General features: G+C 59.6%; 4 protein-coding genes and 4 pseudogenes. 4 read left to right on the top strand and 4 right to left on the bottom strand.

The annotated features are described in order from the left end of the window. The first annotated feature begins 168 nt into the window (after positions 1–168). Positions 169–885, top strand: a complete 717-nt coding sequence (locus AB3X89_RS38520) for an IS6 family transposase (protein WP_368587854.1) — start codon at positions 169–171, stop codon at positions 883–885. A gap of 524 nt (positions 886–1409) precedes the next feature. On the opposite strand, the pseudogene AB3X89_RS38515 reads toward AB3X89_RS38520, so the two are convergent. Further along, positions 1410–2218 (bottom strand): annotated as a pseudogene (locus AB3X89_RS38515) (IS5 family transposase). A 162-nt stretch (positions 2219–2380) separates the two neighbouring features. Here AB3X89_RS38515 and AB3X89_RS38510 point away from each other — a divergent pair. Beyond that, positions 2381–2547, top strand: a pseudogene (locus tag AB3X89_RS38510) (IS5/IS1182 family transposase); the annotation flags it as partial. Positions 2548–2577: 30 nt separating this feature from the next. Here the strand turns inward: AB3X89_RS38510 and AB3X89_RS38505 are convergent. Beyond that, entirely contained in the window at positions 2578–3372 is a 795-nt protein-coding gene (locus AB3X89_RS38505) for an IS630 family transposase (RefSeq protein WP_368587852.1), read from the bottom strand. A 27-nt stretch (positions 3373–3399) separates the two neighbouring features. Then, the gene (locus AB3X89_RS38500; RefSeq protein ID WP_368587853.1) at positions 3400–3552 is read right to left on the bottom strand and encodes a helix-turn-helix domain-containing protein; all 153 of its coding nucleotides are present in this window, start codon (positions 3550–3552) and stop codon (positions 3400–3402) included. Positions 3553–3654: 102 nt separating this feature from the next. On the opposite strand from AB3X89_RS38500, the pseudogene AB3X89_RS38495 reads away from it, so the two are divergent. Then, a pseudogene (locus AB3X89_RS38495) lies at positions 3655–3885 on the top strand (IS5/IS1182 family transposase); the annotation flags it as partial. Between the two features lie 123 nt (positions 3886–4008). Here AB3X89_RS38495 and AB3X89_RS38490 read toward each other — a convergent pair. Beyond that, positions 4009–4236: pseudogene (locus AB3X89_RS38490) on the bottom strand (IS5/IS1182 family transposase); the annotation flags it as partial. A 427-nt stretch (positions 4237–4663) separates the two neighbouring features. Here AB3X89_RS38490 and AB3X89_RS38485 point away from each other — a divergent pair. Continuing rightward, the gene (locus tag AB3X89_RS38485) at positions 4664–6136 is read left to right on the top strand and encodes a helix-turn-helix domain-containing protein (RefSeq protein WP_368587851.1); all 1473 of its coding nucleotides are present in this window, start codon (positions 4664–4666) and stop codon (positions 6134–6136) included. Positions 6137–6514: the final 378 nt, after the last annotated feature.

Here is a 6514-nt window from a genome sequence, read left to right as displayed (position 1 = left end):
AGCTTCCTTATTGCGACAGTACCCTCGCCGGCGCGCTCATCCATGAACTGCTTTTCGAGTCGTCGATGAGCTTGACCGGGCTCGACGTGAGTTAGATTTTCGGCTTGTTGGCGTTTTCACCTTCGGGGGCATTGTCACGTTATCGAGATGGTTGGATAAGATCGCATGATGAAAAATGCAAAATCGCTGTACCACGGTCATCGCTTTCCCGCATCGGTCATCAGTTGCGCGGTGCGTTGGTATTTCAGGTTCCAGCCCAGCCTGCGCGATATCGAAGAGCTGCTGTTCGAGCGCGGGGTTATCGTCAGCTACGAAACGGTACAACGCGGGTGCGATAAGTTCGGCACGTGCTTCGCACACCGTGTGAAAGCGTCGCGTCGCAAGCCCGGCACCACATGGCACCTTGACGAAGTATTTGTGACGTTGCGCGGTGAGCCTTACCTGTTGTGGCGCGCCGTCGATCAACACGGTGCCGAACTCGATATCCTGCTACAGAAGCACCGCGACAAGGCAGCAGCGAAGCGGTTTTTCAGGCGCGTGCTTGCCGCGTGCCCTGAGGCACCGCGCAAGATCGTGACTGACCAGCTGCGCAGCTATCGGGCGGCGAAAGCCGAGATTCCCGCACTGGCTTGCGTCAAGCACGTCTTTGTCAAAGCCAGCGCGCGGGTCAATAACCGGGCCGAAAACAGTCATCAGCCGACCCGCGAACGCGAGCGACGCATGCGTGGCTTTCGCGATCCAGAGCGCACGCAGGCTTTCCTATCGAGCTTCGGTCCGATCCGGCAGCACTTCGCTCTGAAGCGACACCTGCTACGCGCCTCGCTCTATCGCAAACAGCTTGCTACACGCTTCGCCGACTGGCATCGCTTCACAGAGATCACCTAGGTTCCGCCCGTTTTCTGAGCAAGCGCGTTGCCCCCCCACTATTACGTCGCGACCAATTTAACGTGACAGTGCCGCAAAGCACTGCTTGCGGCCGCGCTTCGGTGTTTTGCGCCCACGCGGGTTCTCTGGCATGTTCGGGATCATGCCGCGATCGAAGATCGCCTTGCGGTTGGATGCGGACCTTAAAAGTCAGTCCCCATGCGGCATGCAGACAAATTTACGCACATCAGAAAACCCCCAACCAGTTGAACCCAAGTCAAGGTATGCAGTGCCTCAAATAAATTTGATAGAGAAACGGGATGGATCGATGGCATCATGTTGTCGACCATGGATTGAATGAGAATATTTAACGAAATACTGTTTATACGTCCCGGGGTAGTCGCTGACATCGGCGAGGACGTTGTGAGGAATCGTTCACGGGCGACCCGAAAGACCTCCGCTCTTTGCAACATTTTGGAAATCCTAAGTACGGGCAAGAAAGCGCAGCGCCATCAGAAACAGACACGTTCGCCGATCAGAGGGTGTCAGCAACTTTTGTTAAGGGTTGCAAAGTGAACAAGCATAAGCACGGAGAAGACGACGAAGTGCAAGCCAGCCAGAGTTTCGGGCAATCGCTCGTAGTCTCTTGCGAGTCGGCGGAAGCGGTTGAGCCAGCCGAAGCTGCGCTCAACCACCCAGCGGCGCGGCAACAGCACGAAGCCCTTTTTCGCCTCTGGCAACCTGATGACCTGAAGTTCAATCCCCTCGTCAAGTGCCGCCTGCGCGGGCTCTTCGCCGGTATATCCCTGATCCGCGAACGCCACCTTGACCGTCTGGCCCGTGGCCTGCTGAACCTGACGCGCCAGTTCTCCAACCTGCGCGCGCTCCTGCTCGTTGGCCGGCGTCACATGCACCGCGAGCAGTTGTCCCAACGTGTGTCCACCGCCATATGTACCTTGCTGCCTTTCTTGCGTTTGTATCCGTCGTAGCCTGCGCGTGCGCCGCTTTCGCACGTCGATTGGAGGGCACGGCCATCGAGGATGACCGCGCTGGGTTGACCACGGCGGTCTTGGGCGACCCGGATGATCGAACGCAAATCGCTCACCATGGCCTCGAAGCAGCCCGCCTGAACCCAGCGTTGCGTCTGCTGGTAGACCAGTTCCCACGGCGGAAAGTCATTGGGCAACAAACGCCACGGGGCACCGGCACGTACGATCCAGTGCAGTGCGTTGAACATTTCGCGCAGTTCGTAGCGGCGCTGCGGAGCGTCCTTGTTCATCAAGGTCAGGTACGGAGCGGCGAAAAACCACTCTTCATCCGATACATCTGTTGGGTAGGGCCTGCGTCTTTTCATTCCGCCAGGATACCAGGTCCGACATAAAGTGCCTAACACGCTCTAGCAGGCTGTTGATTTTGTGTCCCGTGTAAACGGGGTTTGAGGGAAGGCGTTATGGATATCGTGTTCATGAGGTGGGCCGATGAGTGCGATGCGCGAGATTGATGAGATGCAGGACTCGCTGTTCGGGACCACTCGGTGTTCTCGAAGAAACCGCGACCGGCTGCTGGAGCATGAAGTCGTGGAAGCGTTTTTCACTGAAGTCATGAGTTGACCGACCAGCGTGGCCTGCTTTCAGGGGAGCATTTCTCGGTGGACGGTACGCTGATCAGGCATGGGCCAGTCATACTTCAGTGCAACAAGTAGTGCGGAGTTTTTTAAACGGCATAACTAACATGCTTTTCTTTGAACGGGTTGCGAATCACGTGGGGCTCCTTTTGCCGACGATGCAGGTGTCGACGGACGTTGCCGATCATTTCCGCCTTGCTGGTCGGCCGGCGCTTGCCAAACACATTGGTCTTCACGTCCTGATTGAGCAGTTCGTCCGGGTTCAGTTCAGGGCAATACCCTGGCAGCCGGATCAGACGCAGGCGTTCGGCGTTGTCGGCGACGAAGCGTCTGACGGCCACGGACCGGTGCACTGGATGTCCGTCCACGATCAGGTAGATCTTTCGGGTGACCTGCTTGAGCAGGCGCTTAAGGAATTCGATGAAGGTTGCATTCTTGAACGTCCCCTCGAACACCATGAAGCTCAACATCCTCCGATTGGATATCGCGGAGATCATGTTGCAGTCAAAGCGCTGTCCCGTTGCGCGTACCAGCGGCGTTTGCCCTTTGAGGGCGAAGCCCGTTCCGCTGACGTGGTCACTTCGCAGCCCCGTTTCGTCACCCCAAAGGATGGTTGGCTCTTCCTGCTTCGCTTCTTTCGCAATCGTGGGATAGTGCTCGTCCAGCCATCGCGCAATCGCTGCGTCGTTCCTCTCATAGGCACGACGCACCGGCTTCTGGGCACTCATGCCCCAAGTCTTGAGGTATTGGCCCGCCGTCGTCGCCGACACCGTGATGCCGTACTGCTGCTCGATCAACTGCGCCACCGATTCGCGCGTCCACAGGTAGAACGGCAACGCCAGTTGGTCCGGCATCCGTTCGATGATCAGTTTGCGGATATTCACGGCCTGGGTGTAATTCAGCCGGCCACTTCATGGTTGGCGGCCTCGCTTGCCCGGCCTCAGCGCTCTCCATCCGCTTTCGCGCGAGAGCTTCATCCATTTGCTCACCGCTCGCAGGCTCACACCGTAGATGTTTGCCGCCGCAGTCTGCGTCATCCCGCCACGCACCGCCTGCACAACCATTTTTCTCATGTGTGCTTGCGTGGCTCCGTCCAACTTTCGAGCATCATTTTTCGTCTTCATACTCGTATAACGCGTCACGCACTATTTGGTGCACATGTCAGCAAGAGCTTCCGTGCAAAGGATGGCTCGGACAATGGGCCGCCAGCAAGCGGCGGAGGCAATGCCGACACGGACTGGAAAGGCAAGCGGCGCAGCAACGATACGCATGAGTCGAGCAGGGATACGGACGGACGTCTGTTCAAGAGAACCAGTCCAGCCACCCTGTGCTACCACGGCCACATCCTGATGGCGAACCGCTCCGGGCTGTTGATCGTCGCTGTGGTCAGTCATGCGCGCGCGGTCGCCCGGGGCGCGCTTTGTCAGGCAGACCAGCAAGACCCTGCACGACAAAACGCTTTTTCCGTACATCAGGGCCGCGGCCAGCGATCGACGGTGGTAGCCGCTTGCCTGCTTCTATTCACGTCTGCTGCTTTGCGCAAGCGAATCGATGGCATTGCGCCATGCCGCGCCGGGCGTGCTCTCTGGCCACGACGTCGAGCCCTCATGCGGCGGAACAGACGGGGCCGCGCCGCGCGCCGCAATCCGCACATGGCACGCCTTCGTGTCATAAGCGGCGTCGCCACCGATGGTGTCAATTGCCGCGTCAGCGGAAATCTGGTCGAGCAAATCAGCCAACACTTCGCCACCGCCTTCGTCAACCTTGCGCCAGGTGCGACGCTTGGACCAGCACATGCACAGTGGCCCGAATTTATGCAACAACGCGCAGCGAATGAGGCCGCGACCGCCTCGTCGCATCAGTGCGGCGAAGATTTGTCCAGTGTTCGCGTCCGTCGCCCGATGCACCCAGCTCCCGCGGGCGGATCGAGACCGATACGGCCAGCACGCACGGCAGTCAGCACTTCGAGAATTTCTTCGATTCGTGCACGATCGTCCAAGGTCGGGCGAGTTTTGCAATGACGTTGATAGCGGTCAGCTACGACCGAAGCGGAAGAATTCACTGAAAACCGCGGGTTATTCGAGGTCCCCGATGGTGGCACTTGCAACGATCAGTGTGTAGTGGACGTGTGTGCCGACGCCCGGAGCTGCATGCGCATCAACGAGGAGGAGCGCAATGTTTTTGACATTTTACTTTCCTTTGGTCGCGTCGTCGTCCGTGCAGGATCTGCCGGACGGTTTTCTCAGCAAGGTGCGCGACGGGGACATTCAACAGGCGGTCGCGCAGGCGAGCCGCTGGTCGGAGATAGCGCGAGGTGCCGAAGACTCGCCCGAGCTGCTGCGCCTGCATGCCGACATGCAGATGACTCTCGGCGTCTTCGAGGAGGCTGAAGAGCAATATCACTACGCGCAGAAGGCAATCCGCTCGTCGCGCCAAGCGATCCGCGTGGCGTCGTGCCGCAACGCTGGCTGGCAGGCGCTGTTCCGTCACCGGCCTGCTACGGCGCTGACGTGCTTTGCACGGCTCCTCGAGGAACCGGACGTTAGCGCGGCGCAACAGGTTGAGGCGCAGCTCGGCATCGTGGGCACGTTGCAGGAGTTCGGCCGTTCGCGAGATTCGAGCGATGCGCTCGACAAGCTCGCAGCCGCTATTAGGGAACCATTGCTTGGTCACTGGCGCGAGATTGTTGTCACTTTGTGTTTCGACCTCGCCGTGCAGCGGGAAGTACGCGGCGCCGCATTGCTGAGCGACCACGCGTACTGGCAATCGGGCCTCGGCGCCCACCCGCTGCGCGCTGGGGACGTAGCCGGTGGCCTCGGCCTGGAGTCGTCGGCGAGCAACGAGGCCGATCTTCATGAGGTCGAGGCATTGGACGTCTGTACGCCGCTGTTGAGGCAACGTGTCGACTATTTGCGTCGATTGCGCGCGCTTGCGGGTGGGGAACGCGCCGCGCTCGACGCCATTTTCGCGCATCTTAAATGGGCCCAGCAGCGCGGTTTCGTCGGCTATCTGCGCACCACGCGGCTCGAAGCGGTACTGGCCGCGCTCACGGCCGACGCGCCGCAGTCAGCCGAGGTGCTGCTCGAACCGTTGCATCGAATCGACCATGCGACGTCGACTGGACGTCGGCAGCTTGAGTATTTGTACGCAGTTGCGAAGACGCATCAGTCGCTCGGGCGCAGCCGCGAAGCAATGCGGAACTTCGGCCGTTACGCACTGATCGCCGCGCAGTGCCTGCGCGACGATGCGCAAGCGTTGGTATCGTACGCGAGCAACGCGGCACGGCAGGCGCCACAACTGGACGATGTCGCCACGCGCCTGCCCGCGCGTTATCGGCGCGCGTATCGCTATTTGCAGGAAAACCTCGACAGACGCGATCTCTCGGTGCGTGAAGTGGCAGCGGAGGTCGGCGTGACTGAGCGTGCATTGCAAAGCGCTTTCAGGCATTCGCTGGGCCTTTCGCCAACCGAGCTCATTCGCCGACTGCGGATGGAACGGATTCGCGGGGAACTGCTCGACGATTCTCTCAATGGCGAGCGGACGGTATTGACCACGGCCAAGAAGTGGGGTGTGCAGAATCGATCAACGCTCCTGAGCAACTATCGCAAGCAGTTCCATGAGGCGCCTTCGGAGACGCTCCGGCGCTGACGAGGCTTCGCCGCAAACGGAGATGGTGTCGCTGGGGCTCTGACGTGATAAACGACTCCGGCCATTCGGGGTGTCGCATAATGGGCTTTGTCCGGATGGGTACAAGTTCCCGTGCTATGGACGCGACTATGCATTTTTGACGCAAACCGGTTTGCCCAAGGCGTTCCACCGATTCAGCAGGAAGGCGATGATTACGCCTTCGCCTTCCTGCGACGCAAGCGCGTGCGTCAGCAGGCGTTCGCCGATGCAGCGCTTTGTTCAGCAGGGTAGGCCCGCAGTTGGTTGCGGACGCAACTAGAGCTTTTTGACGCAAACGGCCTTGCCGAAGCTGTTCCACAGATTCACGAGGTTCGCGATAATCACGCCCTCGCGCTGCTG

This window comes from Paraburkholderia sp. BR14320 (genome assembly GCF_040948665.1).
GTDB classification, from domain to species: Bacteria; Pseudomonadota; Gammaproteobacteria; order Burkholderiales; family Burkholderiaceae; genus Paraburkholderia; species Paraburkholderia youngii.
Note: the sequence above shows the minus strand (reverse complement) of the source record. Positions and strands in the feature narration are given on the sequence as shown.